Origin of the sequence: Psychrobacter sp. Arc29 (genome assembly GCF_041431175.1) — a bacterium.
Lineage (GTDB): Bacteria > Pseudomonadota > Gammaproteobacteria > Pseudomonadales > Moraxellaceae > Psychrobacter.
Map to the genome: position 1 here is coordinate 18,308 of NZ_JASMRR010000006.1, position 26,862 is coordinate 45,169.

General features: G+C 42.1%; 18 protein-coding genes and 1 riboswitch. Of the genes, 14 read left to right on the plus strand and 4 right to left on the minus strand.

Going from position 1 to position 26,862, the window contains the following annotated elements; genetic code table 11:
- The first annotated feature begins 93 nt into the window (after nt 1-93).
- Both QO189_RS09270 and QO189_RS09275 read left to right on the plus strand, forming a co-directional pair.
- Entirely contained in the window at nt 94-774 is a 681-nt protein-coding gene (locus QO189_RS09270) for a glutathione S-transferase family protein (protein ID WP_371532522.1), read from the plus strand.
- Nucleotides 775-894: 120 nt separating this feature from the next.
- On the plus strand, nt 895-1,479 hold the full coding sequence (locus QO189_RS09275) for a TetR/AcrR family transcriptional regulator (RefSeq protein ID WP_371532523.1): 585 nt from the start codon (nt 895-897) through the stop codon (nt 1,477-1,479).
- A gap of 215 nt (nt 1,480-1,694) precedes the next feature.
- On the opposite strand, the gene QO189_RS09280 is transcribed toward QO189_RS09275, so the two are convergent.
- Both QO189_RS09280 and QO189_RS09285 read right to left on the minus strand, forming a co-directional pair.
- Nucleotides 1,695-2,615, minus strand: coding sequence for a haloalkane dehalogenase (locus tag QO189_RS09280; protein ID WP_371532524.1), 921 nt, complete (start codon nt 2,613-2,615; stop codon nt 1,695-1,697).
- Between the two features lie 212 nt (nt 2,616-2,827).
- Nucleotides 2,828-4,084, minus strand: coding sequence for an SIP domain-containing protein (locus QO189_RS09285; protein WP_371532525.1), 1,257 nt, complete (start codon nt 4,082-4,084; stop codon nt 2,828-2,830).
- A 172-nt stretch (nt 4,085-4,256) separates the two neighbouring features.
- Here QO189_RS09285 and QO189_RS09290 point away from each other — a divergent pair, with 172 nt between their 5' ends.
- The 8 genes from QO189_RS09290 to QO189_RS09325 all read left to right on the plus strand — a co-directional run bounded on the left by QO189_RS09290 (nt 4,257) and on the right by QO189_RS09325 (nt 17,568).
- Nucleotides 4,257-5,021 carry an ABC transporter ATP-binding protein gene (locus QO189_RS09290; protein WP_371532526.1) on the plus strand — a complete coding sequence of 255 codons (765 nt, stop codon included), beginning with the start codon at nt 4,257-4,259 and terminating at the stop codon, nt 5,019-5,021.
- A gap of 43 nt (nt 5,022-5,064) precedes the next feature.
- Nucleotides 5,065-6,141: an ABC transporter substrate-binding protein gene (locus QO189_RS09295; RefSeq protein WP_371532527.1), complete on the plus strand. Its 1,077-nt coding sequence runs from the start codon at nt 5,065-5,067 to the stop codon at nt 6,139-6,141.
- Nucleotides 6,138-8,264, plus strand: coding sequence for a Fe(3+)-hydroxamate ABC transporter permease FhuB (gene fhuB, locus QO189_RS09300; RefSeq protein ID WP_371532528.1), 2,127 nt, complete (start codon nt 6,138-6,140; stop codon nt 8,262-8,264). The genes QO189_RS09295 and fhuB overlap by 4 nt, the downstream gene beginning before the upstream one ends.
- A gap of 190 nt (nt 8,265-8,454) precedes the next feature.
- A complete protein-coding gene (locus tag QO189_RS09305) occupies nt 8,455-10,836 on the plus strand; it encodes a TonB-dependent receptor (RefSeq protein ID WP_371532529.1) in 2,382 nt (793 codons plus the stop codon).
- 109 nt (nt 10,837-10,945) lie between these two features.
- Nucleotides 10,946-11,113: riboswitch (yybP-ykoY riboswitch) on the plus strand.
- Nucleotides 11,085-11,693, plus strand: a complete 609-nt coding sequence (locus QO189_RS09310; protein ID WP_371532530.1) for a manganese efflux pump MntP family protein — start codon at nt 11,085-11,087, stop codon at nt 11,691-11,693. It overlaps the preceding riboswitch by 29 nt.
- Before the next feature lie 560 nt (nt 11,694-12,253).
- Nucleotides 12,254-13,936: an NAD-dependent malic enzyme gene (locus tag QO189_RS09315; protein ID WP_371532531.1), complete on the plus strand. Its 1,683-nt coding sequence runs from the start codon at nt 12,254-12,256 to the stop codon at nt 13,934-13,936.
- A 1,317-nt stretch (nt 13,937-15,253) separates the two neighbouring features.
- Complete coding sequence (locus QO189_RS09320; RefSeq protein WP_371532532.1) at nt 15,254-16,012, plus strand: 5-oxoprolinase subunit PxpA; 759 nt, start codon at nt 15,254-15,256, stop codon at nt 16,010-16,012.
- A 71-nt stretch (nt 16,013-16,083) separates the two neighbouring features.
- A complete protein-coding gene (locus QO189_RS09325; RefSeq protein WP_371532533.1) occupies nt 16,084-17,568 on the plus strand; it encodes an amidase in 1,485 nt (494 codons plus the stop codon).
- A gap of 297 nt (nt 17,569-17,865) precedes the next feature.
- Here QO189_RS09325 and QO189_RS09330 read toward each other — a convergent pair whose 3' ends face one another.
- The gene (locus tag QO189_RS09330; protein WP_371532534.1) at nt 17,866-18,672 is read right to left on the minus strand and encodes an alpha/beta fold hydrolase; all 807 of its coding nucleotides are present in this window, start codon (nt 18,670-18,672) and stop codon (nt 17,866-17,868) included.
- A gap of 215 nt (nt 18,673-18,887) precedes the next feature.
- Here QO189_RS09330 and QO189_RS09335 point away from each other — a divergent pair, with 215 nt between their 5' ends.
- On the plus strand, nt 18,888-21,761 hold the full coding sequence (locus tag QO189_RS09335) for a LuxR C-terminal-related transcriptional regulator (protein WP_371532535.1): 2,874 nt from the start codon (nt 18,888-18,890) through the stop codon (nt 21,759-21,761).
- A gap of 45 nt (nt 21,762-21,806) precedes the next feature.
- Here the strand turns inward: QO189_RS09335 and QO189_RS09340 are convergent, their stop codons facing one another.
- The gene (locus QO189_RS09340; RefSeq protein ID WP_371532536.1) at nt 21,807-22,550 is read right to left on the minus strand and encodes an SDR family NAD(P)-dependent oxidoreductase; all 744 of its coding nucleotides are present in this window, start codon (nt 22,548-22,550) and stop codon (nt 21,807-21,809) included.
- A gap of 379 nt (nt 22,551-22,929) precedes the next feature.
- On the opposite strand from QO189_RS09340, the gene QO189_RS09345 reads away from it, so the two are divergent.
- The 3 genes from QO189_RS09345 (at nt 22,930) to QO189_RS09355 (ending at nt 26,425) form a co-directional block, all read left to right on the plus strand.
- Complete coding sequence (locus tag QO189_RS09345) at nt 22,930-23,439, plus strand: 2,4'-dihydroxyacetophenone dioxygenase family protein (RefSeq protein ID WP_194618425.1); 510 nt, start codon at nt 22,930-22,932, stop codon at nt 23,437-23,439.
- A gap of 699 nt (nt 23,440-24,138) precedes the next feature.
- Entirely contained in the window at nt 24,139-25,485 is a 1,347-nt protein-coding gene (locus tag QO189_RS09350; RefSeq protein ID WP_371532537.1) for an APC family permease, read from the plus strand.
- 1 nt (nt 25,486) lies between these two features.
- Nucleotides 25,487-26,425 (plus strand): acetamidase/formamidase family protein, encoded by a 939-nt coding sequence (locus tag QO189_RS09355; RefSeq protein WP_371532538.1) that lies wholly within the window; start codon nt 25,487-25,489, stop codon nt 26,423-26,425.
- Nucleotides 26,426-26,862 lie beyond the last annotated feature (437 nt).

Sequence of the window (26,862 nt, forward strand, 5' to 3'; positions counted from 1 at the left end):
TTCAGATCACGATGCCTATTTTTTGTTATCTCTCATACCTTTTATAGTCATCAGATTTTCAGATCATCTACTATGTTGTAATAGGACAAGATTATGCTTACGTTTTATTTTCACCAAACGCCAAACCCAATGAAAGTGGCACTGTTTCTTGAAGAGACTGGTTTGCCCTATGAGCTCGTTGCTGTCGATACGCTAAAAGGGGAGCAGCACACGCCTGAATACCGCGCTATCAATCCCAATGGTAAAACGCCGGCACTGGAAGATGATGGCAAGCGCGTGTTCGACTCTACTGCTATCTTAATGTACTTGTCTGAAAAAACAGGATTGCTGGCAGGACAGCCAGAGGATCGTAGTGAGATGCTCTCGTGGTTGATGTTTTTAGCAACTGGTCTGGGCCCTTATTCTGGTCAATCTGTGCATTTTAGGCACAAGGCGCCAGAAAAGATCCCCTATGCGATGAACCGCTATCTTCGTGAAGCTGAGCGGCATTACGAAGTGCTCGACACCCATTTGGAAGGCCGTGAGTATTTAGTTGGAGACGAGTATTCAATCGCTGATATCTCCGCGTGGGGCTGGATAGACAAGGCAACGGTGGTACTGGGCGACGCAGGTTTAGATAATTATCCTAATCTAAAGCGTTGGTTTGCAACTATTGATGCCCGTCCTGCGGTGCAAAAAGCGCGTGAAATTCCTAAAAACATCGACTTTAAAACTGAGTTGGATGAGGTTGCTGCACGCGCGCTTTACCCACAGAATTTTGATAAGAACAGTTAATCAAAGCAAAGATGCACAAAAAGCTTTATAATAAAAAGTGATTAAAAACAGCAACTAAGGTTGATTCTATAAACTTTGCCTTAAAATAGATTTTGAGGCAAAGCTATTAAGGTAAAAATTATGAGTGCTCCAATAAAGTTCAATCGCGAGGATGTGATCGAAAAAGCAAAAAATCTCTATTGGGAAAAAGGCTATCACGCAACCTCGATGCGCAATCTGCAAGACGTCATCAATATGCATCCTGGTAGTCTTTATGCGGCTTTTGGTAGTAAAGATAAGTTATTTATAGAATCCTTAAACCGTTATGCGGCAGATGGTGCCAAGCGTTTGGCTGACTGTATTGAGCAAAAAGACACCGTGCTTGATGGATTAAAACATTTTATCCATACCGTTATCGTATGTAATAAAGCGACGGCACCAAGTGGTATGTGCATGATTGTAAAAACGATCGCTGAATTGACTCAGAATGATAGTCCAGCGCTGTTGGCACATGCCACAGGGATTTTGGAAGGGATAGAAGCCTCATTCGCTACGCTATTCGCACAAGCTATTGATAGTGGCGAAATCAACGCAGAGAAAAACCCGACTGAATTGGCGCGCTATCTTCAAATTCAGATCATAGGTCTTAGGACGTATGCTCAGATTACCAGTGATGACGTTGCAGTAGAAAAGTACATCGATGATATTTTTAAAAACATCGTATAAAGACTGATACTTTTTAGCAAAAACACCCTGACTGTCTACTTAAACAGTCAGGGTGTTTTTTTATGAGCTATTTTATATATGCCATTTACTGCGAGTCTTTAGAGTCACTAGGGCGTGTCCCTATTTTAAAAATGGTGATAAAAATGAGATAAATCACAGGCAAACGGCGTCAAAGATTTAGCCATTTTTAGCCCATTTAGTGATAAACGTTTGAATTAGGGACACGCCCTAGGATTATCACGAATGAATTTAAGCAACAGCTCAGCCAGCTTTTCGCCTTGATCTTCTTGAAGAAAATGCCCACCGTTAACAATGGTCGTATGCTGCTGACCATTGGTGCCGGGGATGAGTTTTTGCAGAATACGGTCGCCGCCACCCGTCACTGGGTCAGAGTCACTAAACAGTGTGATAAAAGGTTTTGTCCATTTGCTCAGTACTCCCCAAGCGGCACGATTTTTTTCTGACGCAGGGTCATCTGGTGTGGTGGGTACTAGTAACGGAAACTGCCGAGCGCCTTCTTTGTACGACTCATCAGGGAAGGGGGCATCGTACGCATCCATCACCCCTTGTGATAGCGTCGTTGTGGTACCACTTTTGATCGTCGCGCCTGCATTGAACTGCGGCGTCTCTTGCGAGAATTGCTGCCATTTACGAAACCCTTCGCCAGAATCATGATCGCCAGTCGGGAGCATGGTATTGCCAGCGGCCACTCGAGCGAAACTATCTGGGTTTTCTGCCACCAATCGTAGGCCGATTAAACCACCCCAATCTTGACAGAATAGCGTGATATTATTCAAATCTAGCTGATCAAGTACCGATTGCATCCAATCGACATGCCTTTGATAAGTGTAATCGGTGCGAGAGGCAGGCTTATCTGAGCGACCAAAGCCGATAAGGTCTGGCACGATGACACGGTGTCCTGCGTTCGTCAGTATCGGAATCATTTTGCGGTACAAATAACTCCAAGAAGGCTCTCCATGTAGTAGCAATACAGGGTCAGCGTCTTTTGGGCCTTCATCGAGATAATGGACGCGCAGCTCACCGCCTTCGGTGTCATCGATCATCAGATAGTTTGGGGCAAAGTCATAATCGGGTAGATTGGTAAAACAATCATCCGAGGTTCTGAGGGCTTTCATAATCATCCTTGAGTGGGGTTAATAACCGTGCGTGCTTGCACAATGTTGAGATTTGCTTTAATCAAGTCTTGAATAAAGACTATAACGTACAATGCTTTGCAGCTACAAACCCTAGTAGTGAACAGTTCAGTATTGAATGATGTGCATTAGAATACTGAAAAACTGTCATCTTCAGCTCGATTATTATGGTCAACAAGCCACATTTTATGGGTTTAATCCTGACGCCAATATACCTTTATCACAACCTCTGCACGGCTAAGATCAAGTCGCTCTCTGAGCATGGGGCGCAGTGCCTTGACGGTGCTTGCCTCTAACGCACCCCAGACCTGATCAATTTTTAAAGACTGATCTGTCAAATAATTGCCTACCGCACTATCGATTATGGACGCTAAATGCTGTCCTGAGCATTGCTGATCGGTGACGATGGGAAGTACGGTGAAGTTGTCTTTAGCGGTATTCTTGGTAGTGCGCTCACTATTGCTGTCAATACTATTATTCGTGCTGCTATCAATACCGCTACGCATTTTTACGTTATCAAAATAACGTTGATCCGCCGCGGTGTGTGTGACACAAACAACTAACGGCGGTGTCGGATTTTCCCAAAGCTCGAGCAATCTCGCGACAGTCGGCATAGACGTCTCATCAGCGATTAATAACGCTTGACCGTCACGCAAATGATCCACTTTTTCAGGGAACTCTCTTTTGGTCACTATGGTTTCACCTACCTGTAGCGACTGAGCCCAACTGCCGCCCAGCGTATCTCCATGAAGAAACACATCGACCCACGCTTGTACGCCAGTAGGCGTTTGCCATGCTTTTCTTAAGGTGTAATAACGATGAGCGCGTGCAGAGCGTGCGTTGTCCTCTATACCAGTGGTTACGCTATTATTAGCGGCGCTATTGTGCGCCAAGTCAAACAAGTAAGCATAGCCTGCGTCATTGATTGGCACTGAGGAGGGCTGTTTGTTTAATGAGTCACTATTACTTAATTCGAGCATGCTTAGTTCAAGACGGAGCATGTTCTCGCTGACTTTATAGCGGTTTTCCACCGTAAAGGTTTGTTTGATTAATTTGATGGTTTTTTTACCCAGCTTTTTATCTGCCCTTTGTTTGAGCGCAATATATTGAACTTGTAGCTCATCAGGATGGGTAAGGGCTGCGGGAAAGGCAATAAAAAAGGTTTGATTCTGCACAGTGTGGTTTTGAGCATTAACAGATTGAGACTCTACATTTTTTGGTTGTACTTGTAACTGCATCCCTTCAGCGTAAACCGTCGTCAATTGTACCTCTATATTATCTAATTCAGCAGTGGATATAGGGGTAAATGCCTGTAAAAACCCTAACAGCTCATCTACATGTTCTTCATTGATATGACTGATGATGTCTTTTAGTTCAGGGGCATTTAAGGGGGTATACGGTCTGTCTTGACCATAACGATTACGTTCAGAAGTTAGGAGGATATTAGCCATATTGATACTCATAAGAAATTACGGGTTTAAAAGTTAAACGGTCAATTAGTTAATGATAATTGTTTTTATTATCATTTACGAGTAAAATCATTTTAATTGTCGTTTTCGTTTTAAGAAAGCGATTGCTATCACCTCTTAATTTTCTTAATTTTGACCAACAATGAGTGCCTATATGCTACGTGCAAACCAACTGACCATCAGTCGTCAAGGGAATACTTTACTAGATAACGTGAGCTGCGAGATTGATACCAAGCAGTTGGTGGCGCTGGTTGGACATAATGGTTCAGGCAAGTCGACTCTGATTAAGGCATTGGCAGGGGAGATGGCGAGTAGTGGCGGTAGTATCACCCTAGATGATACTCGTATCAATGATTACGGCAGTAAAGAGCTGGCACGTCAAATGGCCTATCTACCGCAGCAACTGCCGGACGCCGCTGGTTTTACCGTTCGTGAGCTGGTGATGCTCGGACGCTATCCGCATCAAAAGTGGCTACAAAAGCCAACTCAAATGGATAGAGATAAAGTTGAGCAAGCGCTAAAGGTGACCCAAACCAAAGCGTTTGCTGATCGTATTACGGCCACATTATCAGGCGGTGAGCGCGCCCGTGCTTGGCTTGCGATGTGCTTGGCGCAAGACACTAAGTATTTATTGCTTGATGAACCACTCGCTGCGCTTGATATGCATTATCAGATTGAGGTCATTCAGCTGATCCGCCGTTTGGTAGATGAGCAGGGCTTGAGTGTGGTGATTATTATTCACGATATTAATTTAGCCGCGCAGTATGCGGATCGCATTATCGCGCTAAAAAACGGCCGTATTTGTCACAACGGCACTATCAAAAGCACGATGCAATCTGAGGTATTACACAATATTTTTAACGTTGACATGCAGCTACTCAGTCATCCCATAACAGGGCAGCCTGTTGCAGTCGCTTAACACGAGATTGTTCTTCCTCATTTGCCTAAAAAGATATGCCTCTATGTTTTCTGTTGTGTTCGCTGTTTTTTATCACTATCAATCGTCAAGGCACTCGGTAGCCACATCAGGGCGCGCGTCGCCAGCCGCCGTGTTCAAAGTGCTGACTCTCTTCGCCTTTGTTATGCTCACCTCGTTGACATTGACCGCTTGTAGTCACTCTGCATCCGACAAAGATGTTACTCACTTTGATGAATCACCTCCTGACAATATCACTGAAACAGCAAACAGCCACACGGTCATTATTAATAGTGACCGTATTAATAATGACCGTATTAATATCGTCTCCCCTGATTGGGGCAATGCTGCGACGCTGACCGCGATGGGACATGCGCCGATTGCGACTGGTGATATCAGAGTGTGGGACAGATGGGTCGGTCGCCCCAATCTCCCAGCGTCAACCACAGACATTGGTATTCGTTATCAGCCTAATGCCGAGTTAGTCGCCCAGCTACCGGTCGATATGGTCATAGATAACTATTTTTATGAGCATGCTCGCAGCCTATACGGTGATGTGCCTGCCGAGTCAGTGATGTTTGCAGCAAAAGGGGAGACAGCAACGTGGGCCGACTATACCGAACCGACGCGAGCGCTTGGTGCGCTTATTGAAAACCCTACATTGGCAGAAGACTATATTGTACAGAGCCAAAAAGAGATACAGCTTGCCAGCCAGCATTTCCAAAATAGCTACCCAAAAGTAAAAAAGTTTGCGGTGGTACAGTTTGTTGATGCCAATAACATGCGCATGTATGTCGATAACAGTCTATTCAAAGTAGCATTAGATCAGATGGGTAAAGAGCTTATGGTCTTAGGTAAGGGAAATGCATGGGGGTTTTTTAAAATACGTATGAAAGATTTGGCGCAGTTAGATGATGAGACCTGCCTACTTATCATAGATCCTATTAGCCCAATCACTAAAGCTGAAATTGAAGACAGTTTAATATGGCAGCGTCTAGGTTACGGTGATAATCGCTGTATGGCAGAGCTGCCACCAGTATGGATTTATGGCGGTATGTCGTCACTGGTCAGTTTGGCAAATAACCTATCGACGGCTGCGTTGAAAGGTGGTGTCACATTATGACTATCCACACTGATACTGCCACTAATACTAACTCTACTAATACCAATAATAGTACTAATGCTATGACCTCAGCTTCACGCTCCTGTTCAGCAATCACTTCATCGTCTAAGCCGCCACCGAGCAGACCTCATATCTCTTCATTGATCAGCACATCTTGGCGATTGTGGATTACTCTCATAGGGCTAACGGTTTTATCAGTATGGAGTGGTTGGACATTATTAAATCAAGAATGGACGCGTCCGATCAGTGAGCTATTTTTACCAAGCTCGCAACTGGATATTGCCAGTATGGCAACGCAGCTTCATTTGGTTGCGACCAGTATAGTGGCGTTATTAGCAGGCGGATTGTTGGGTGTGGTCAGTATTTTGCTACAGCAGCTAGTCAAAAACCCATTGGCGTCAGACACTACGTTGGGGGTAGGGGTAGGCGCACAGTTGGCTATGCTGATTGTGACGTTATTTTTACCAAGTTTGGCCATTTATGGTGGCATTTATGTGGCTTTTGTCGGTGCCATTATAAGTATGGGTTTAGTGTTTGCCTTGTCAGCGCCCAGTCGATTTAACCCGCTGATTTTGATATTAGCCGGTTTAGTCGTGAATATTTTGCTAGCAGCGGTCGCCAACGTATTAGTGCTATTTTTCGCTGAGCGCAGTAATGGCATGTTGTCATGGGCAGCTGGTTTTTTGGCTCAAAGTAGTTGGGGCACCAGTCAAATACTGGTAGTAACAGCTATTTTAATGACCATAGTGAGCCTACCTTTGTTAAAACCGCTGACGCTGATGAGTTTAGATGACTCGCAGGCCAGGCGTTTGGGCGTACCGATCAATGGTATTCGCGCATTGGTGGTGCTCATTGTGGCAATGGTAACGGCATTGGTCATTAGTGAAGTTGGGCTGATAGGTTTTATTGGTCTTGGTGCGGCAAGCTTGGTCAATGCGCTGGGTATCTCGTCCATTGGCAAGCGTTTGGTAGCCGCGTTTGGGCTAGGTGCATTGCTGCTACTGTTAACCAGCAATGTTGCGTTATTGCTTGAGCCGATACTAGGTATGCAAATCCCAGCTGGTGCCATGACGGGTATCCTTGGTGCGCCACTGATTATTTGGCTGATTTTGCGCCAGCGTCGTGAGCGCATAGAAACCGTAACGCCTATGATGAGCGGTCAAAACAAGAGCGTTGTGTTTTGGCGATGGAGCGCTGGTGTTATCATCACAATAATGCTGGCTTGCCTTTTTGTACAGGATATCAATGGTTGGGGACTTAGTGCCGATTGGGCGCTGACGCAGCAGTACCGTTTACCTCGTAGTTTAAGTGCTGCGGCCACAGGGTTGATGTTGGCTGTTGCAGGTGTGCTACTACAAACTTTAACGCGTAACCCCATGGCTAGCCCCGAGGTCTTGGGTGTCAGCTCAGGGGCGGCGCTTGGGGTGATTTTAGGGTTTTTATTACTGCCAAGTTTAGGGCTATCTGCGGGAGCAGGGACGTTGCTGGTTTCAGGACTGTCAGGGGCGATGGCAGTGTTACTGCTGGTTATTTGGCTGGCGCGCAGGGTCAGCTCAGGCTATCTATTATTGGTCGGTATTGGTATTGCCGCCATGATGGATGGGGTCATGCACATGGTCAAGCTCTCAGGCGACCCACGTCTGGAGGCGATGCTCAGCTGGTTATCAGGCACGACCTATAGCGCTCAGCCCAATACTGTCTGGTATCTCATGGGTCTTGCGCTTATTTTATTGGTACTTAGCTCATTGATTATCAAACCGTTGCGTGTCCTTGGTTTAGGGACAGGAGTGGCTCGTAATCTAGGCGTGGCAGTGACGCCTGTGACGCTAGCGCTATTGGTGTTAGTAGCCGCGCTTAGTACCGCCAGTACGCTTGCTGTCGGACCCTTGAGTTTTATTGGTCTGATGGTGCCGCATTTGGCGACTTCGCTAGGTGCGGTAAAGCTTGAACGGCAATTGCCATTAGCAGCTCTTTTAGGAGCAGGGGTGATGGTGATAGCGGATTGGATCGGACGTTATGTGATTTTCCCTTATGAGCTACCCGCTGGTACAGTCGCCGCCATCATTGGCGGTAGCTATTTCTTATGGCTTATTCGTAAGGTACCCACTACGACAAAAAACTAGAACCGATTCGTAGTGGGAAGGTGATGGCAACGCTTACCAGTTGCACAAAAACATAATAAATTATTTTATAGAAATAATAATCATTATCATTTATGATGTCTTTCACAAAGTTAGTACATACAGTATCATTCGCTAAATATAACGACTGTCCACCTATCCAACTAAGTGAAATAACCTAAGTGAAGTAATTATGAAAAGCCACCATCACGTTGCTCTATCTCTTCTTACCCTTTGTATCAGCCAGCAGTTATATGCGCAAACTAGTACCAATACAGCGAATGTCGTATTAGACATACAAACTACCGCAGAAATCTCATCAAGCTCATCATCTAAGGAAGTGCCTAGTGTGACCTTGGATACCATCAAAGTCGCTGCCAATGCTAGAACCGGGACAGCGCTGGCGCAAAAAATTAGTGAAATGCCCGCAGTCACTCAAGTGATTACCGAAAATGAGATTCAGATGCAGGCCACAGGCGACCGTACTACGGGCGATATCTTGGCACAGCTGATTCCAAGCCTAGGTGCCAGTAGTGGCTCAACCAGTAATTACGGTACCACCATGCATGGTCGTCCTGTGCAGTTTTTGCTAAATGGTGTTCCCTTAAGCAGTTCGCGTAGTCTCTCACGCGAGCTAAATAGTATTGATCCTGCACAGCTTGAGCGGGTAGAGGTGCTCTCAGGTGCGACCAGCATCTATGGTGCTGGTGCGGCTGGCGGATTGATTAACCTCGTCACCAAGTCATTAGTTGGTTATGGCCCTATCAGACAAACTAGAGTCGGCATCAGTAGCAGCCGAGACTTTGACTCAGAGTCATTCGGCTATCATGTCGGTCAGACACTAGGCTATGGTGGCGAGCGAGTGTATGGTCGTTTAGATGTCGATTATGATACCAAAGGCGGCAAGTTCGATAGTCATGGCGATCGCATCAGTCCTGATGTCAACCAAACAGATCAACAAGATACCAAGTCCTTGAGTGTGAATGGTAGCTTGGGTATGGCGTTAACCGACAGTCAAAGTATTGATCTTGCCGTGACTTATTATAATGATGAGCAAGATACCGACTATGGTCCAGATTATGGTGATGGTTTGGCAGTGTTATTTGGCGCAAAACCATCTTTAAAAGCGATCGATGGTGCCAACATAAAAAACGAGCCGCTGACGACCAAAACCTCCGTCAACTTAAACTACAATAATGATGATATTGCCGGCTCAAATCTGAGCATTACAGGCTACTACCGAGACGAGAAAGGCCGCTTTTACCCTTCTGGAAAAACCGCGGACACCCAAGCATCTGAGGTATGGCGAGCAAACGGTCTCACTGATAAAGACACATTAGGCAAGTTATTGGGCGCGGCAACCTTTGTCACTCAATCAGAAGCTGATATCGAGGTCTTAGGTTTGCGTGCTGCTATGCAGACCGATAGCGAAATCGCAGGCAAAAAGACGCTCTTTAGCTACGGCGCTGACTTTGAACGTGAAAAAAGCAAGCAGACCTACTATGGACAAGACTTAAATGAGTTTATGGCAAGTAATGGTCTAAGCGCCCAGCCCAATGGTCTAACGTATAATGGTGGGCCAGATACGACCATCGATAAATGGGGCGCTTTTGTCAATGCCGATGTCGACTTAACGGATAAATGGCATACCAGTGCAGGCGTTCGTTATCAAAAGCTCAAAGCAGAAACCGATGCTTTTACGCCCATCTATGAGCAGCTGCTTGACGAGTACTTCAATAACCCTCGCATCAGTGGGACAAGTGCCGCTTATGGTATTGACTATCAAGCAGGCGATGTTAAAAAGGGCAGCACAGACCATGACAAAACCTTGTTCAATCTCGGTACTAGCTATCAATTAACCCCAAATGATCAAATATTTGCTAACTTTTCACAAGGCTTTACCACCGCAGATATCCAGCGTGCGCTGCGTGATGTGCGGGCAGGATTTGTGGTCAACTCAGAAAACGTACAGCCTATTGCCATCAATAACTACGAGTTTGGCTGGCAAGGTAAGCATGGCGATACGGCTGCTCGCTTAAGCGGTTTTTATAATGAATCAGATAAAGTCGTGCGCTTCACTGATGATTATACTGTAGAAGTCGTCGATACCGATGAGCGCGTCTACGGGGTAGAGGGGTCGCTTAGCCATGATATTAGCGATAAATGGCAAGTAGGCGGTAGTGTTGCCTATACCCGTGGTCAGTACGATAAGGATGGCGATTGGCTAGAGCTTGATGCCGTGCGTCTGACTCCGCTAAAAGGCACGGCATTTGCGCAATACCAATTTGATGAAGGCAGCAATATTCGTCTGCAAGCACTGGCAATAGGCGGTAATGACAGAGCTTTTAAAGACCAACAACAAGACCCTGACTCTAGTGCATTGCCAGTGACCGGTTATATGACCCTAGATGTATTAGGACAGGTAAAAATGCCAGTTGGCCGAGTAGATTATGGGGTTTATAACTTGCTCAACAAAGACTATCAAACGGTCTATCATCAGACCACATTTGGTGATTTGAATCGCTTACCTGCCTCAGGCACGACTTATGGGTTGAGCTATACTATCGACTACTAAAACTAACAGCATGTAAAAAATAAAAGTATCAAAAACCCTTCATGCCAGATCTTTATAGTATGAAGGGTTTAGTATTTTATGATTGACTTATAGCGCATCAATGCTAATCTAAACGTTCTTTGGGGAGTAGCCTGCTTTCGTACTGCGAAAGCGTTCGTATCAACATACTTGGCCACATGCCATGGTACGAACACCTCTCGGTTGGCGAGACCATCGATATATCTACACTGCAGGTCGGGGGTGTGGCTATGTCGTGGACTCTATACTCGACCAGAGAAAATCACATGAATCCTATCGCACTTCTACTACTTGCTTTTTCTATGTCTACGGATGCCTTTTCTGTGGCAATCAGTAAAGGAGCAATTCTTAAAAATCCTCGTTTTACCGAAGCTTTGAGAATGGGTGTTATTTTTGGCACCATTGAAGCGATCACGCCTATTATTGGTTGGTTAATTGGTCACTCTGCTACAACCTTTATAGATGCGTCTTTTATTGAGGCATGGGATCACTGGGTCGCGTTTGTCATACTTTTTGCGCTCGGTCTACACATGCTGTATGAGGGAATGAAGCCAAGTGATGAAACGGCAGAAGCACCGTCGAGACATTCTTTTTTTAAGCTCGCTTTGACTGCATTTGGTACCAGTATCGATGCCATGGCTGTTGGTGTGAGCCTAGCATTTGTCAAGGTCAATATTTTACTGGCGGCGGGTCTGATTGGTCTAGCGACTACGATAATGGTCACGCTAGGGGTGATGTTAGGAAAGGCATTGGGCTCCATAATCGGTCACAGAGCTGAAATATTTGGTGGTGTGATGCTAATTGCCATCGGTGCATGGATTTTATTTAGTCATCTTTAGTCACTCGATAGATATTAGCTACTTGATAAATAAAAGCCCATCTATATCAATAGTTGGGCTTTTATTATGTCTATAATCAGCACATAACACCGTAACTCTTGCTAAATGACCGGAACATCTCAGCACTACAAAAATTGCTAATCATCAATAGGATAACCATTATAAAGATAAAAATGCCAATGGCCCACATAGGCAAAGTGAGCATCCAATTCGTCAAATTTTGGTTACCACAATGGCTACAGTTCCAATCAGAACGTTTTAGGCTAGTATCACATTTGGGACATCTTTTATGATTAATAAACAATTTAGCCTCCCTTACAAATATATGCTTTTATAAGAGTATATATCCGCTATATCGATTGGGCAATTGTTTATCAGGATAATTATATATTGTCAGCGATTGGATACAAATCAGGATGAGGTGCATGATAATGAACATCTCTAAAACCATACATATTTAAAATGATTTTGTTACATATTGTTAAATATCAGCCGATGCTATGTATAATGCAGCACTAGTACAGTTTTCATTCATATGCCCTTAAGAAGAAGATTTTATCATGTCAAATAAGCGTCCCTTATATATTCCCGTTGCTGGCCCCGCTCTTTTAGAGACCCCTTTACTCAATAAAGGAAGTGCCTTCTCAGCAGAAGAGCGCAATAGCTTTAATTTAACTGGGCTACTACCGCATAATATTGAGACGATTGAAGAGCAGTCATTGCGTGCTTATCATCAGCTGCGCTCATTCACGAGTGATATGGACAAGCATATCTATTTGCGTAATATTCAAGATACCAATGAAACCTTGTTTTATCATTTGGTTGAGCAGCACATCGAAGAAATCATGCCGCTCATTTATACCCCGACAGTTGGTCAGGCATGTGAAAAATTCTCACAAATCTATCGCCGTAAACGGGGGCTATTTGTTTCATATGCTGAGCGTCATCAAATCGATGATATATTGCAAAATGCCACCAAACAAAACGTTAAAGTAATCGTTGTCACTGACGGCGAACGTATATTGGGCCTTGGAGACCAAGGTATTGGCGGTATGGGTATTCCAATCGGTAAATTGTCTTTATATACGGCGTGCGGTGGTATTAGTCCAGCATATTGCTTACCAATACTGTTAGATGTTGGCACCAATAATCAACAGCTCCTTGATGATCCTATGTATATGGGCTGGAGAAACCCACGTATTTCTGGTGATGAGTATAATGAATTTGTGGACTTATTCATTCAAGCCGTTAAGCGCCGTTGGCCAGAAGCATTATTACAGTTCGAAGATTTTGCACAGGAAAATGCCACCCCATTATTGAATAAGTATCGTGACCAGTTATGCTGTTTCAATGATGATATTCAAGGGACGGCTGCGGTATCGGTCGGTACCTTGATTGCTGCCTGCTTGAATAAAGGTCAAAAACTGAGCGAGCAAAAAATCGCATTTTTAGGAGCAGGCTCGGCAGGTTGTGGTATCGCCGAACATATTGTTCGCCAAATGCAACGTGAAGGATTGACTGAAGCGCAAGCGCGTAGCCAAGTATTTATGGTTGATCGTTATGGCCTACTGACTGATAGCATGACCGAGCTGCAAAAATTCCAAGTACCATTGGTACAAAAAGAATCTACTATCGCACACTGGGATAAAAGTAACAAACTGGGTTTAGCGCAAGTGGTTAAACAAGCAGAAGTCACCGTATTGTTTGGTGTCAGTGGCCAAAAAGGCCTGTTTACCCAAGAAGTTATCGAAGCGTTATGCGCCAATACGGAACATCCAATTGTATTACCGTTGTCAAACCCAACATCTCGTGTGGAGGCAACACCGCAAGAAGTGATGAACTGGAGTCGTGGCAAAGCCATTATTGCAACAGGTAGTCCTTTTCCTCCTACGACCTTCAATGGCCAGACCTTTGAGGTGTCTCAGTGTAATAACAGCTATATATTCCCAGGTATTGGCCTTGGCGTTCTGGCGGCTCAGGCGACAGGTATTAGTGATAATATGCTCATGGCGGCAAGCCAGGCCCTTGCAGATATCTCTATGGAGTACGAAAAAGTACCAGGTGCTATACTACCGCCAATCAAAGTTATCAGAGAGATTAGTGAAAAAATAGCCTATGCAGTAGCAGTGCAAGCGGTTGAAGATAAGCTGGCACTACCTGATACCGCGGAGAACTTACAACGCCGAATAGAGGCAAACTTTTGGTTACCTGAATACCGTCACTATCGCCGTACTTCTTTTTAATCCATAACCGTGATATAAAAAAAGCCCAACACTGCGATAGAAGTAGTGTTGGGCTTTTTTATTTGAGCAAGCAGATGAGGCTTATGCTCGAAGAGATGCAAGAAAATTAGAAAGATATCAATAGTATACTGGTAGATTATGAGTAGAGGAATTAAATAACCCAATCAAAACCGTCAGACAATAAAAAACCCTCACAAGCCAATGCTTGTAAGGGTTTGAATTTGGTGGGCCCAGTAGGACTTGAACCTACGACCAAAGGATTATGAGTCCTTATTTTTACAACAACAATACACAACACTTATCAACAAATAGCTATAAATATCAATGCTATTCCTTGAATTTCATGGGCTTGAAATGAAAGATAGCTTTAGCTGTCAACAAACAGACATATCTATCGACAAATCTAGAGTATCAAAATAGTATCAAAAAAAACAGTATTAGCAGTTCTTTGAAAAGTAAGGACCTACAAATGAAACTTTTAAGTGATGAGCAGTAGAGGACTAATCTTTCATTCAAAGTATCAAAAAAGCGTACCCACATTGTGAGTACGCTTAATACTGATAAGTATAAGTGTTTTAACGCCTAATACATTATATCTCTTTTACCAGAAAGTAATACCGTTAGATACTGTATTCGAAATATCTAACGGTATTAGGCTTGTAGTCTGACTTACCTTCTTCGCTGTATTCTTCCAATATCAATTACAACGAGTCATTAATTTAGTCAACAAATACGATAAGCCAGATAGATAGCACCCATGAAATGAAGGACTGATTTATCATAGTGAGTAAAAATTGCATGATACGGCTTAATCTTGGCAAAGAAGTTCTCAATTAATTAGCGTGCCTTGTAGAGCTTTCCATTGAAGTTTTAACTGATGTGACTGACATACTTGACCAATAGGCTTGGCAAAATATTGTGTGTTGAGCTCTTTAGTAATCTGAACTGCCAGCACATACCGCGTGCTATAGACAACCAATAAATGAAAAGAAAAAATTTCAGGATAACAATTAAAGTAAGAATAGGGGTTGCAAAGTACAAAGCTCTGTTCTTATAATCAAGTCTCGCATACTGAAATATTGTTCAGTATTCTGAACAATATTTAAATTCAGTTTAATCTCTAAAGGGACTACGCCATTTGAATTTAATGATGTGAAGGTTTGGATATGGTATTGAAAATTATATTATGACCAAATACTCACACTCTGAAATTAGCTAGTTTCTATGACTTATATAAACTTAATATCCAATATTCTTAATCGTCTATTAGCTATTAAGTAAAACGCGACCCAAAACGCATTTCTAAGGAAAATTTTCATGACATTGAAGATCGATTTGAATTCAGATATGGGTGAAGGGTTCGGCGCTTGGTCGATTGGTGACGATGTTGATCGCGATATTATGCCATTGATTAGCTCCGCCAATATCGCAGCAGGCTTTCACGCTGGCGACCCTTCCACTATGATTGGAACTTTACGTTTGGCATCTCGTCATGGAGTATGCGTTGGCGTGCACCCAGGGTTCCATGATTTAGTGGGGTTTGGACGTCGACATATTTCGGCCTCTGCTGATGAACTGGTGAATGATGCTCTGTACCAGCTGGGTGCTCTACGCGAACTTGCCAAGCTTGAAGGCCTTAAGATGCATCACTTTAAATTGCATGGTGCATTGTTTATGCATGCCGCACGCGATAAGGAGTTTGCCGAAAAGCTAACATCTGCTCTAGCAATTGTCGCTCCTGACTTATCTATTTACTGTCTAGCTAACTCAGCCATTGATCAAGCAGCAAAAAACGCTGGTTTGCAAAGAGTTCATGAGTTCTACGCAGATCGTGATTACGATGATGAAGGAAATATCGTATTCGTTCGAAAAGTTAAGCAGCTTGATCCTGAGCTAGTGGCAAAAAAAGTGTTACGTGCATGCCAAAACAACGAAGTAGAGTCAGTCAGTGGAAAGATAGTGACTGTTAAATTCGACTCTATATGTATTCATAGTGATACTCCTGGGGCTATTTCGCTGATTAAAGCAGTACGATCAGCTCTCGATAATGCATGTATTGAAGTAGCCGCGCCTTAGCTTAATCATGATTTAAGCTGGGCGTTTAAACCTAAGCAATGTAAGTGAACATAATTCCAAGGAAGACAATTATGAAAGATTTTGAAATTGAAGAGTTAACCATCACCGATATGCAAGCGCATCTCAAAAATGGGTCGATCACTGTGCGCAGTTTGGTTGAAGCGTACCTTGAACGGATAGAGGCAATTGATAAATCTGGACCTACTCTTAATTCTATCATTACTATCAATCCAATCGCACTTGAAGAAGCCGATCGCCTTGATGCACATTTCGCTAAGACAGGCGAATTTGTTGGTGCATTACATGGTGTGCCGGTGCTAGTAAAAGATCAAATAGAAACCAAAGATATGATGACTACTTTTGGTTCCATTGCTCAAGACGGCTATCAGCCAAAGAATGATGCAACTGTTGTTAAGAAAATGAAGGCTGCCGGCGCCATTATCCTTGCCAAAACAACGTTGCCAGATTTTGCAACATCATGGTTTGGCTTTTGTTCAAAACAAGGTGAAACCAAGAATCCCTATGTTTTGTCACATGATCCAGGTGGTTCTAGTAGTGGTACAGCTGCTTCGATTGCGGCAAATTTAGGGTTGGTTGGAGTAGGCGAAGATACAGGTGGATCTATACGTTTACCATCCAGCTTTTCAAATCTTGTTGGTGTCCGTGTGACGCCAGGATTGATCAGTCGCGATGGCACATCACCGCTTGTTGTGTTTCAAGACACAGCCGGACCAATGGCACGTACTGTAACGGATGCGGCGCTACTTTTGGATACGATGGTAGGCTATGATCCTGCAGATGAATACACGACCGCAGCATGTATCGCTAATCATAAAGGCAGCTACGCTGATGCACTGGATGCTAACAGTCTTAATGGCGCGCGTCTGGGTGTTATACGCAATGCTTATGGATCAAATGATAATACTGAATCAGCAGAAGTGAATCAGATTGTTGACTCAGCTCTTGAAAATGCAAAGAATGCTGGGGCAATATTGGTTGATGTCGAAATTCCAGACATGATGGAACACATTACCGAAACCTCTTTGTATGGTTCGCATTCACGGCATGATATTAATCAGTTCTTGGCTTCACGTGAAGACATGCCTACCAAAAGCCTCGAAGAAATCAAAGAAAATGGTACGTACCACCCCGTACTAGACCTCTTGATTGATATCTTTGAAGGGCCAGTAAATCCAGAAGATGAGCCTGACTATTTCCGAAAGCTTGCTGCTCGTGACCATTTTCAACGTCTAGTTGCCGGAATCGTTGCGAAAAACAACTTGGACGCGTTAGTATTCCCTTGTGTTCAAGTGCTTCCTCCGTCAAAGCAAGATGTCCGTGATGGCAAGCATCAAGTACTCACTTTCCCAACGAATACTTTAATTGCTTCACAGACTTGGATGCCTTCAATTTGTCTCCCTGCCGGATTCAGTGAAAGTGGTTTACCTGTGGGTATGGAACTGATTGTTTTACCATATCACGAGCCAGACTTATTCCGACTTGGTTATGCATTTGAACAGGCTAACAATGTACGTCGCAAGCCGGAATATCTATAACTTCTTAATTTTTAATAGTTGCCTTAACGCTTTGAAATATAGGCGTTAAGGAAATAAAATATGTTTTCATTGAATGGTAAAGCTAAAATTGTTGATGTTATTAAGTTGCTTTGTGTCAATGTATAGCTTAGTTACAACATTATACTGCGTATAATGAAAGACGATTTTCATTTTAAAGCTGGAAGTGTCAAGCACATAGATAAATTCACTAATGACATAAGCCAAACATGCTTGATTGAATTTAATTAAGTGAGTAAATACTTCATAAGTGATCAAATCACCAATATCTCAAGTTATTTAATATAATGAATGCGCTGAAATAAAATCTACAATATATCTATTAACGATTTCTGGTTGCTCAAGTGCTACCGAGTGGCCAGCCTTTGGAATCACAAACATTTTGCCGTCTGCTACTGTTTTAGTAATATTTTCTGACAGAGGTACTTCATATGCATGATCCTGTTCGCCTGCCAATACTAGCGTAGGTACTTTGCACCCTTTAAGCTCATCTAATATGCCAGTGCGATGAATAACGCCATCAGCACTGCGCGCAATATCTGTTCCCAACTTTAGCATATGATCACGCCAGTACTCACGCTCGCTTGCTCGAGAGGCATCTGCCAAATAGTCATCGCTAAACATGATATACATAAGCGTATCTATAAATGGCTCAGTACCTTGCGCGCCTAGGCCTTCAACCAAAGGTGAAAAATCAGCCAGTTTGTATTCAAGCTCTCCGCTAGACCCAAGTACAATACAACCCTTTAGTAAATCCGGGCGGCGAGCGGCTAAACGTAGCGCAATAAACCCGCCCATAGAGTTGCCAGCAAAAAAGCAAGGTCCTAGATCGAGTTCCTCAATTAATGCTATGGCATCGTTGGTATGAGTATCCATGTCAACGCTTTTCAGTTCTGAACGAGCGCTTTGCCCTTGATCCCGATCATCATAGCTCACCACTCGAATGGTTTTAGATAGGTGCTCTATCTGATGCGCGAACATTTTATGATCAAAAAACAGCGAGTGACTTAGTACTAATACCGGAGCGTCTTTAGGACCTTCATCGTTATAAAACAGGTTGATTCCGTTGACATTAATATTTGGCATAATCTCTTCCTTGTGTGAACACTATTGAGTCTGACAACACTCATAATAAACAGAGAGTAATATCTAAGTTAATCCTTTAACCTGTTATTTATATCAGAACTTCTGAGTCATTGGAAACGTTAAATGGTGAGCTTATAAGTTCTCTTGTTTTTTGCTATCTTGAGTCATATTTATAAAGATTATTTAGCAATAAACTGTTAAAAAATGAGGCAAGGATGCTTATTTTAAGCACAAAGATCGAACGACCACAATTGCAACAAGTCAGGTTACTTGAGCGTCCCAAATTACTGCATCAAGTGTTTGGAGAAGCTACTCATCGGTTGACTTTGATGCACGCCGCTGCAGGGTACGGTAAAACGACTGTTATGGTACAGCAGAGCGAACAGCTAGAGATACGTGGTCTCACGGTCAGTTGGCTAACTCTAGATAGCGACGACAACGACCCTATACGTCTTTACCAATATTTGTGGACAATATTGACTCAGAAAACTGATTCACAATTATTAGTAGAAGACAGGGTGACAAAGAGTCATATTCATCATTTATTGTCTCAGCTTGATACGGTAACCTCCCATACGTTGTTTATTGATGAACTAGAGGTATTAACCAACTCTAATAGCTTGAACATAATCTGGTGGCTATACTTATTTTTACCCAGTAACTATCATTTAGTTATTGCCTCACGTACGTTACCAAACTGGCCACTTACAAAAGGTGAACTACAAGGATTAGTACAAATTATTAGAGCACATGAATTGCGTTTGTCAGCATCTGACACTTATATGCTACAGCAATATCTACACGACAATTTGATAAAAAATACTACGCTTACGCCCTACATGACGGCCAATCAATCAAAGTCAAAGGTGATAGTAGATGCTGCTAACACTTTGACTTTGATTGATAATGAATTGGTATCAATGTTGATTGAAAAAACAGAAGGCTGGCTAACAGGTATACAGCTCATTAATTTATGCTGTAAGAATGAAAAAGATCTATATCAACTCGTACATCAAATGAACGGCGCACAGCGGCAAATAGCTGACTTCTTAGCGGAGCAGGTATTTTTACAATGTGATGCGCATGTGCAAAACCTTTTATTAAGTATTAGCGTATTAAGAAAAATAAATGCCAACTTGTGTCATGCGTTAACTGGTGCAACTGATGCACAGGTCTTGCTTAAAAACCTAAGTCAACAAGGACTTTTTATTCAAGCCATAGATGATCAATATCAGTGGTTTCGTATACATCAATTAATGAGACAGTTTCTGCAAACAAGGCTAAAAAATCGAGCGCCAGAAAAGTATTTGGCTTCTCACTCTAAAGCAGCAGAATGGTATCAAGCACATAATATGTTTTTGGAGACGATCTACCATGCACAGGTAATCGGTGATAACACATTGATTCTATCAGCCTTAACAGCAGTCAGTCATGATTTGATACTGGAGGGGCGGCTCTATAATTTATTAGAGTTGACAGAACCTCTAACTGACGTTCAGCTATGCCAACATCCAGCTTTGCTATACGATTTGATTTGGGGTTTGATTCTATCTCGTCAACATCATAAAGCCGCCCGTTATATAAAAGTGCTTGAGCAAGAAGAATTCTATTTGTTAGATAGGGATAACCAAACTTCTATTAGTCATAAAGATAAGCAATTGGGTTTATCAGCAATGACCGTTTTTATTGCTGATGACTTGCCTAGGTCTCATCAGTTAGCGCAAAAAGGTCTTAAACAACTGTCACTAGAGGCGTATTTCTTTAGAGCACCGTTATTGGCCATCTGTGCTTTATATCAACTTAATAGTGGCAATATCCAACATGCTCATTCACTAATTTTGCAATCAAGAAACCTTTATATCAAGGACAATAATCCGTACGGTTTAACTTATATAGACAGTATTGATGCGACCTGTGACAGGTTGTTAGGCGACATACCATCGGCCACTAAAAAATTTCAGCGCATTGGTATCAGTCCAGAGTATGCTCAATTAGGAACCAACGATAGCAATCTTAACATGATGCTAAGCGTGGCAAGTAGTTTAAAAGCGAACTTCTATTATGAGTGCAATCGTATGGAAGATGCCAAACAAGCATTGAGAGACTTTGGCCAAGGTGAAAATATGGTTATCACGGATATGATTACGCTAGGTTTTTTGACAGAACTAAATCTAACTTGCTTATCAGGGATAGGTATTGGCTATCAAGCTCTCTCAAAAGCCAATAGTAAAGCGGATGAATGGTCGCTCCCTCGGCTAACCAGTGATATACAACGATGGATTGACGAGCAAGACTTGAAAAAAATAATGCCAGTAATAGTGACAGGAAAATATGATGATAAGAATGATCGGCTTAGTTATCAAATAAAAAAAAGAGTAAAAAGAGAAGACGGTGAGCTTAGTGATTTAACGTTGACTGAATTACTGACTGGATTGGACCTGTTACCATATCGTACGACGATATTTCTAGGTAATAGTCAGCAAGTAGCGCAAGCAGTGGTGGAGCTGAATAAATTTCTAAAAGCTGATTTACCCTTTGTGATACGTAATGCTCGTATAAGGTTATTGTTGGCAATGGCCTATTACGCGTTAGATCAGCCTATATTGTCTTACAAAAGCTTATTAAACGCATTGGAACAATTTAAATCTACTCAAACACATCGAATTATACTCGATGAGCATCCGCTAATTTTGATGTTGTTGAATAAGCTTTATCAGTATGAGGGAAGTGAGATTGCCGTATCGTCTGATATCCAAAAATATGTAGTATCTATACTAGAAATAGGGGAGTATGCTTTTCGTGAAGAAATCAATTTTTCATCGAAAAATAAACAACATCAAATAAAAAGTACTATGCAACCATCTCGTGATAATCAGAGTGATTCTGATAGTAGGGTAGTGTTATCAGAGCGCGAAATTGAAATACTATTATTGGTTGAAAGGGGGTTGAGTGATGGACAGATAGCCGATAAGATTTTTTTATCTATCCACACCGTAAAATGGCATTTACGTAATATTTATCATAAATTACAAGTACGCTCCCGAACACAAGCCGTTGCGCAAGCACATCAACAGTATATTCTGAAATAGGCCAAGTCGTAACAGACCATGACCTATTTTTAGGGCATTTGCATGTTAAACAATAGAATAGCCACCATCGACGTTGACGATGGTACCAGTAATCCAACTAGCTGCATCAGAAGCTAAAAATAAAACCACATTAGCCACTTCTATTGGGTTACCAAACCTTGCCAGAGGCGTTCTTGCCATAATACCATCGGTAAAACCGTCTAGTACTTTTAACTGTTGAATCATAGGAGTATCAATCCAGCCGGGTGCTACAGCATTCACACGAATATGATCTTTTGCAAGGTAGATAGCATGAGATTTAGTCAGTTGATCGATTGCGCCCTTGGATGATGCGTAAGCAGGCGTGAGTTGTGACCCAAATATAGAGTACATAGATGAGACGTTAATAATAGAACCACCAGATGATTCTGCCAATAGTGGCGCCGCGCATTCACTGATATGAAAAACTGCCGTTAAATTAATATCAACAACCTTTTTAAACATAGGTAATTCGTGTTCTGTTGTCGAGCCAATACCTGCGCCATTAAAAAGCACATCAAGCTGATTTAAATTTTTGAAAAAATGGGCAACTTTATCTTCATCAGTGACATCTAGTTCCACTGACTCTATATCCAATTGCTGTGGATACTGTGCCTCCTTACTATTCAGTCCCAATGCCCAAACCTTAGCGCCTTTTTGTGCAAAGGCAATGGCAACGGCTTGTCCAATTCCTGATGTTGCTCCGGTCACCACGACAACTTTATGAGCAAACAAATCTTTTGAAAATGTATCTGATGCTTTCGTATCCATACGAAATATTCCTTTTATTAAACAGCTATAACTTAAGTAGCTAGATAAACTAATAAACTTACTCTTCTGGTATATGGCTATGAAGCAGGTTAGATAGTTATAAAATGTCCCTACCAGGGTCTACTATCAGACATGCCCTAGTCATATTGATTAAAATTAGCATAAATATTGATAATAAAAGGATGGTTGTACTCAGTATTATGCTTATAAAAAACCATTCTTTTGAGTGGTTGGCAGTAAGTTTTAGGCGAATATACTAATAGAGTATCTGCAAGAGATTAGGTGCAGTCATGGCTTAACTTGCTTACAACTAGCAGCATCTGAAGGACACTGATGCTGACTCCGACTATGAATCGTATATCACAAAAGGAATTGCATTATGTCTATCGGCACCCCTCAAGACTATCTATTGACACTAAATATGAAAAAGGAAGGCGAGATAAAAAATGCCTTGCCAGGTGTTCATATCACGCCCTTTTATTTGAACTCTGAAACAGGGGTATGGGTTATTTACGCCCGTTTTGAACCCAATACTCAATTACCAGAGCATTTTCATACGGGGATAGTACATTTTTATACCACAGCAGGATCTTGGATGTATTTGGAGTATCCAGATGATGTGCAAACAGCTGGAAGCTATTTATTTGAACCAGCAGGGTCAACACATACACTCAGAAGTGATGAAGGTGCAGAGGGGTTTATCATGGTTGAAGGTGCTAATGTGAACTTCAATGAGGATGGCTCGCTTATGTTTATTATGGATGCTGGGTGGATTGAACAGATGCTACATACTGTCGCTAAAGAAACTGGACAAAAAATGCCTCGTTATATTAAGCCAAATGCTAATAACGATTTTAGTGATAAAGCTACGAATAACCCTACAGTCTAAATACCTATCTGATACCTAATAGTAAGAAGCATCGAAATTTATACTGTGATTTTAGCTTCGTGGATGACAATCGTCCCAATGAGACATCTTCTTTAGTCAGAGCGAAGCCATAGTAGGTCTTCATAAACTAATCCTTCTGAGTGATATGCAACTTAGAAGGGCTAATTAAACTCTGCAAAGAGCAGCTCGCGAAGCACGCCTTTAAAGATAACAGGCACTTTCTTAGTATTCCTCGAGTATGTCACATATTAGACGTGAAGCTATCAAGCTACTACGAGCGGGCAAGTTGTGTTATGAGCGCACAGCGCGTATATCGTAACAAATGTGAGCTACTAGTTAAAGTAATGCATAGTGAGACAAGAAGACAAAAGCTCGTCTAAACGCATACCTGAGTGAGGACAAGTATGATATTAGCCAATACAGTCTAGAGACGTTCAAGAGCGAAACATAGATATCTTCGGTACAGTGTAATTATACTCTACGCATATGGGCTTCCAGTAAATATTTATACAAAACTTTAGGAATTGGTACTGTAGAAAATATAGTATCTACTTAATGAGTCGGCAATGTGCCAAAATTTACATAAACTTAAAGGTGTTCACTTATTTTAAAAATGAAGTCAGTGTTGCTCTGCTGATCGAATAAATAAAAAGCTTTCAAAATACTAAAAAGGAAATTGTAAATAAAAGGAGTTCATCAATGAGTGAGAATACGCTTGAAAGTCTTGGCTACAAGCAAGAGCTTTCGCGAACGCTAGAGCTGAAAGATCTTGTGATCTACGGCCTTATTTTTATCGTTCCTATTGCACCTTTCGGCATCTTTGGGCATGTAATGAGCGCCAGTGGTGGTACGATCGTGACGGCCTATATAATTGGGCTAATAGGTATGCTTTTTACTGCTATTAGTTATTCACAAATGGCTAAAGAGTTCCCTGTAGCAGGTTCTGTGTATTCTTATGTGTCTAAAGGTACTAATAGCTTTGTCGGATTTGTCACAGGTTGGATTATGTTGCTGGACTATGTTCTCATACCAGCTCTGCTCTACGTGGTTGGAGCACTCGCTATTCACGATATTTTTCCCTCTATCTCACCTTTGATTTTGATTATTGCTTTTGTAATATTTAATACTTACGTCAATATTCGTGGTATCAGTTTCACCGCTGGATTCAATCGTTGGATGCTGATCGCTGAGCTTATCGTTCTTGCTGTATTTCTAGTCGTCGGAGTTGTAGCGATTAGCAATAATGTTAACGGGGCCGTATTTTCAATAGCTCCTGTTTACGATGTAGATAACTTTTCGCTGGGACTCATCATTTCTGCTGTACCTATTGCTGTTCTGAGTTTTCTTGGATTTGATGGTATTTCTACACTGGCTGAAGAAGCAAAAGGGGGAGGAAAAGCGGTCAGTAAAGCGATTTTCTTAGTATTGTTTATTATCGGTGGTTTATTTATCGCTCAAACATGGATTGCAGCTTTAATACAACCGGATCCAGAACAGTTTAACAACCTTGATACTGCATTCTACGAAACAGCACGTATCGCTGGTGGCGAGTGGCTAGCAGTACTAACGGCAGCGACGACAGCAATTGCTTGGGGTATTGCGGATTCACTAGTTGCACAAATTGCAACAGCTCGTATTCTATACAGTATGGGACGTGATAAGTTATTACCTACCGCACTTTCTCGTGTACATTCTCGTTATAAAACACCATATGTCAGTACACTCTTAGTCAGTGTGATATCTATTGTAGCCGCAATTGCTTTTATGTCTCATCTTGCTTTACTGACATCTATCGTCACAATTGGTGCTTTGACAGCGTTTTTGATTCTTAACGTTAGTACAATGTATTATTTTGTACTTAAAAAGAAGTCTTACAACTTTTTTCTCCACATCCTAAGTCCTCTATTTGGAATAGGCGTTGTGGGATATATCTGGAGTGGCTTTGAATCCTATACTATTATTACTGGTGCAGTCTGGGCCGCAATAGGTTTTGGTATTTATTACCTAGCGAAAATGCGCGGCCAAGAAGTTGATATGGAGATTTAATATGCATTTTAAAACGATACACGATGTTCATCATTGCTTTGATCATGATTTGAAGCCCGTTGAAATTATAAGTTCTAGCGATACTAGACGATTCGATATTCTCGATGCTAGTGGAGGGTTGATTACTCGTGATAGTAAGGCTGAGATCCTTACGCGATTGCCTATGGATGCCTTGAACCCTGTATGTGGTCCGTTATTCATTGAAGATGCTGAGCCAGGTGATGTTATCGAAATTGAGCTTTTAGATTTTGAACCTAGTGGTTGGGGATGGACAGGAATAATACCCGGCTTCGGTTTACTGGCTGAAGAGTTTACAAAACCGTGGTTAAAAATTTCAGAGTATGATAGTGAGTCAGTGTATTTCTATGATGATATCGTTATTCCTTTCCGGCCGTTTGCTGGGACCATCGGGTTAGCACCTGCTGAACCTGGTTCTCATTCTATCGTTCCCCCGCGTGTATGTGGTGGGAACTTAGATATTCGCGATCTGGTAAAGGGATCTAAGCTTTATTTACCAGTTCAGGTGCCAGGCGGCCTTCTTAGCATTGGCGATACACATGCATGTCAAGGAGATGGAGAAGTATGTGGTACCGCGGTCGAGACTCGTATGGCGGCTACAGCGACAATTAGACTGCTTAAAGGCGACAGTATTCCTGCTCCCATGTTTGATATGCCAGCTGTTGCTAGCGATAACCATAATGAGGGCTACATTGTTACCACAGGAGTAGGTCCTGATCTTATGGAAGGGGCAAAAAATGCTGTTCGATTTATGATTGACCGGTTAAAGAAAAAAGCTGGTATGGATGAAGAGTTAGCTTATGCCCTATGCAGCGTAGCTGGACAGCTGAAAATCAGTGAAATCGTTGATCAGCCGAACTGGGTAGTATCATTTTACATTCCTAAATCAATTTTTAAGTCACACAGTCTCAAAGCTATTTAAATATTAGTAAGTTATTCAGCCATGGCCGAATTTACAGTTTGGCCATAGCTGAATATTATATTTAGCGTATCATCTGTTAGAAAGCAATTACTTCTTATTAATAGCCCAAAGCGCGATACATAACTTAATTTTACTGGTTAAATTTCCTACCCCAACCTTTGCAACATTACCTAAGAAAAGCACACTTCATTAGTAAGCCCTCTACACCATGTAGATAATAGCATATAAAGCTTTTTTGACTTGTTAGAGTAAGATTGTTCCATGGTATATGTAGATATTGATGATGTTTGAAATACCATGATACTAAGGGGTTTACTACCTAATAAGTTATAGTTTTAATAAGAATTTGATCTACTGGAGCGTTAACTATTTCTACTATATCTCTCAGTTTTTAGCATAGCTCAACACTATGAAACCGACTATATAAGTGTATTTAT

Coding starts and splice junctions, on each gene's coding strand:
- QO189_RS09270 (WP_371532522.1), top strand. CDS start 94: ATGCTTACGTTTTATTTTCACCAAACGCCAAACCCAATGAAAGTGGCA.
- QO189_RS09275 (WP_371532523.1), top strand. CDS start 895: ATGAGTGCTCCAATAAAGTTCAATCGCGAGGATGTGATCGAAAAAGCA.
- QO189_RS09280 (WP_371532524.1), bottom strand. CDS start 2,615: ATGAAAGCCCTCAGAACCTCGGATGATTGTTTTACCAATCTACCCGAT.
- QO189_RS09285 (WP_371532525.1), bottom strand. CDS start 4,084: ATGGCTAATATCCTCCTAACTTCTGAACGTAATCGTTATGGTCAAGAC.
- QO189_RS09290 (WP_371532526.1), top strand. CDS start 4,257: ATGCTACGTGCAAACCAACTGACCATCAGTCGTCAAGGGAATACTTTA.
- QO189_RS09295 (WP_371532527.1), top strand. CDS start 5,065: ATGTTTTCTGTTGTGTTCGCTGTTTTTTATCACTATCAATCGTCAAGG.
- fhuB (WP_371532528.1), top strand. CDS start 6,138: ATGACTATCCACACTGATACTGCCACTAATACTAACTCTACTAATACC.
- QO189_RS09305 (WP_371532529.1), top strand. CDS start 8,455: ATGAAAAGCCACCATCACGTTGCTCTATCTCTTCTTACCCTTTGTATC.
- QO189_RS09310 (WP_371532530.1), top strand. CDS start 11,085: ATGTCGTGGACTCTATACTCGACCAGAGAAAATCACATGAATCCTATC.
- QO189_RS09315 (WP_371532531.1), top strand. CDS start 12,254: ATGTCAAATAAGCGTCCCTTATATATTCCCGTTGCTGGCCCCGCTCTT.
- QO189_RS09320 (WP_371532532.1), top strand. CDS start 15,254: ATGACATTGAAGATCGATTTGAATTCAGATATGGGTGAAGGGTTCGGC.
- QO189_RS09325 (WP_371532533.1), top strand. CDS start 16,084: ATGAAAGATTTTGAAATTGAAGAGTTAACCATCACCGATATGCAAGCG.
- QO189_RS09330 (WP_371532534.1), bottom strand. CDS start 18,672: ATGCCAAATATTAATGTCAACGGAATCAACCTGTTTTATAACGATGAA.
- QO189_RS09335 (WP_371532535.1), top strand. CDS start 18,888: ATGCTTATTTTAAGCACAAAGATCGAACGACCACAATTGCAACAAGTC.
- QO189_RS09340 (WP_371532536.1), bottom strand. CDS start 22,550: ATGGATACGAAAGCATCAGATACATTTTCAAAAGATTTGTTTGCTCAT.
- QO189_RS09345 (WP_194618425.1), top strand. CDS start 22,930: ATGTCTATCGGCACCCCTCAAGACTATCTATTGACACTAAATATGAAA.
- QO189_RS09350 (WP_371532537.1), top strand. CDS start 24,139: ATGAGTGAGAATACGCTTGAAAGTCTTGGCTACAAGCAAGAGCTTTCG.
- QO189_RS09355 (WP_371532538.1), top strand. CDS start 25,487: ATGCATTTTAAAACGATACACGATGTTCATCATTGCTTTGATCATGAT.